The following is a 3188-nucleotide window of genomic DNA, read 5'->3' as shown; positions in this document are numbered from 1 at the left end:
CACCCTCACCGACGTCTGGCCCCTCACCCCCTTGCAGGCCGGTCTGCTGTTCCACGCCGAACTCGGCGGGCCCGCCGCCGACGCCTACGTCGTCCAACTCGTCCTCGACATCAGCGGACCCCTCGATCCCGACCGCCTGCGCGACGCCGTGGCAGCCCTGCTCGGCCGTCACCCGAACCTGGGCGCGGCCTTCACCCACACGCCGGACGGCACACCGGTACAGGTCGTGACGACCACTGCTCTCGCCTGGGCGTACCACGACGTCACCACCGCACACCGTCCCGCCGCAGAGCTCGACGACATCCTCACCGCGGACCGCGCCGCGCCGTTCGACCCGGCCGAGCCTCCTCTCCTGCGATTCACCCTTGTCACGACCGGTCCCGACGACCACCACCTGGTGCTCACAAACCACCATCTGGTACTCGACGGCTGGTCCACCCCGCTACTGCTGCACGAACTCCTCCAGCTCTACGAGCACCACGCCGATCCCGATGCGCTTGCGCCGGTGCGGCCGTACCGCGATTTCCTCGAATGGCTGGGCACGCGCGATGTCTCGGCGTCCGTCGCCGCGTGGGGTCGTGCGCTCGAGGGTGTCGAGGACGCGACGCGGCTCGCACCGGGCCTCGATCCTCACCGGGACGCGGGTCCCTGCGCGGAGCGCGTGGTGACACTCACGACCGCCCAGACGGATGGGTTGCGGACCGTGGCCCGCACCCACGACCTCACCCTCCACACCATCCTCGACACCGCCTGGGCCCTCGTCCTCGCCACCCACACCGGCACTACCGACATCACCTTCGGCACCACCGTCTCCGGACGCCCACCCCACATCCCCGGCATCGAAACCATGATCGGACTCTTCATCAACACCATCCCCGTCCGCATCACCCTCCACCCCACCGACACCCTCACCACCCTCCTCCACCACACCCACACCACCCACACACAACTCCTCGACCACCACCACCTCCCCCTCACCCACATCCCCAACCCCCACGCCACCACCTTCGACACCATCACCGTCCACGAGAACTACCCCCACCACACCACCACCCCACCCACCGACCTCACCATCACCACCACCTCCGCCACCGACGCCACCCACTACCCCCTCGCACTCGCCGCCACCACCACCGACACCACACTCCACCTGCGGTGCATCTTCCAGCTGTCGGCATTCGATGCCGACAGCGTCGACGCGATCCTCGGGCAACTGGCACGTGTGCTCGTCGCCATGGGATCCGACGCGTCCCTGCCCATTGCCCGCCTGAACCTGCTGGACGCCGCGGAGCACCGAGCGGTGGTGCCGGCCCGGGGCGAGGCAGCCGACGAGCCGCGGACCCTGGGCGCGATCCTCACGGACGCCGCTGAGCGCTCGCCCGACGCCATCGCCGTAGACGACGGGGCCCGCCGGCTGACGTACGCCGAGCTGCAGGCCCGCGCATTGATCCTTGCCGACCGCCTCGTCGAGACGGGCGTCGGTCCGGAAAGTGTGGTCGCCATCGCGATACCGCGGTCCCTCGAATCAGTCCTCGCCGTCTGGGCCGTCGCCGGAACCGGCGCCGCGTTCCTGCCCGTCGACCCGACGTATCCACAGATCCGCATCCAGCACATGCTCACCGATTCCGGAGTCCTCGTCGGCCTCACCACGAGCAGTCGTCGCGACGCGCTGCCGGACACCGTCACGTGGATCGACATCGATGGCACGGATGCCGGCCGGACACCGCACACCGGTGACACGGGGGCTCGTCAGGCGCCCACGATCCGCCCCGACAATGCGGCGTACCTGATCTATACGTCCGGGTCCACCGGGGTTCCGAAAGGCGTGGTGGTCGGTCACCGTGGATTGAACTCTCTCGCAACCACATTGCGCGGACGTACCGGGGTGACCGCAGCGTCCCGGGTGGCGCATTTCGCGTCTCCCAGCTTCGACGCGTCGGTACTCGAGTATCTGCTCACGTGGTCTGCGGGAGCCACGGCGGTGATCGTGCCCACCACGATCTACGGCGGGGATGAACTGCGTCGGCATCTCGCCGACAGCCGGGTGACCCATGCTTTCCTGACCCCCACGACTCTCGCCACCCTGGACCCCGGGGGCCTCGACGACCTCGAGTGCGTCGTGACCGGCGGGGAGAAGTGCACCCCCGACGTGATCCGCCGGTGGTCTCCGCACCGTCGACTCATCAACGCGTACGGACCGACGGAAAGTACCGTGGCGGCAGATATCTCGGACGATCCGGCCACCGACGGTGCGAATGTGATCGGCGGCCCGATCCACGGCGTCACCGAGGTCGTGCTCGACGCCCGGATGCAACCGGTCCCGTTCCGGGCCCGGGGGGAGTTGTACATCGCGGGCGATGCGATCGCCCGCGGCTACCACGGCAAGCCCGCACTCACCGCCACCCGATTCGTGGCCGATCCGTTCGGCCCACCGGGCGGTCGCATGTATCGCAGCGGTGATGTCGTCCGCTGGAACACCGGGAGCGAGCGGTGTGCCGTCCTCGAATACCTGGGTCGCAGCGACTCGCAGGTGAAAGTGCGTGGGTACCGGATCGAACCCGGCGAGATCGACGCCGCGCTGTCCGGTCATCCGGCGGTCACGTTCAGCGCGACGCTCCCCTCGACGGGCGGCCCGGACACGAGCGGCCAGGACGCGACACTGGTCTCCTACGTGACGACCACCGGCGCGACCGGACCCCGCGAACTCCGCGACTACCTGACGAGTCGGCTTCCCGCACAGCTCGTTCCGTCCGCGGTCGTCGAGATCGACGACATTCCGCGGACGCCGTCGGGAAAGCTCGACCGCGACGCGCTCCGCACCCTCCGATCCACCCCGCTCCCCGCGCAGCTTTCGGCGACCACCCCACTCGAACAGACCGTCGCGGAAATCCTCGCCGCGTCACTCGACCTGTCGAGTCTGGGAGTGGACGACGACTTCTTCGCAGCAGGTGGAAACTCGCTGACGGCGACCCGGGCAGTCGCCCGCGTGAACGCGACCCTGCACACGGACCTCGCCGTGCGCAGTCTGTTCGATGCCCCCACCCCGCGTGCTCTGGCGCGACTGCTCCTGGACGACACCGAATCGGAGCCGCGCCCCTCGCTGACCGCCGCCGCGAGGGAGCCGGAGTTCGCACCGTTGTCGCCCGCCCAGCAACGCATCTGGTTCCTCAACCAATACGACACCACCA

General features: G+C 69.1%; 1 protein-coding gene. It reads left to right on the top strand.

What is annotated here, in order from left to right:
- On the top strand, positions 1–3188 hold a 3188-nt coding region (locus tag QM806_RS40730; RefSeq protein WP_283295024.1), incomplete at both ends, for a non-ribosomal peptide synthetase.

It is taken from the genome of Rhodococcus sp. IEGM 1351, from assembly GCF_030056875.1.
Lineage (GTDB): Bacteria > Actinomycetota > Actinomycetes > Mycobacteriales > Mycobacteriaceae > Rhodococcus_F > Rhodococcus_F opacus.
The sequence above is the reverse complement of the archived record's forward strand: the minus strand, read 5'-3'. Positions and strand labels throughout refer to the sequence as shown.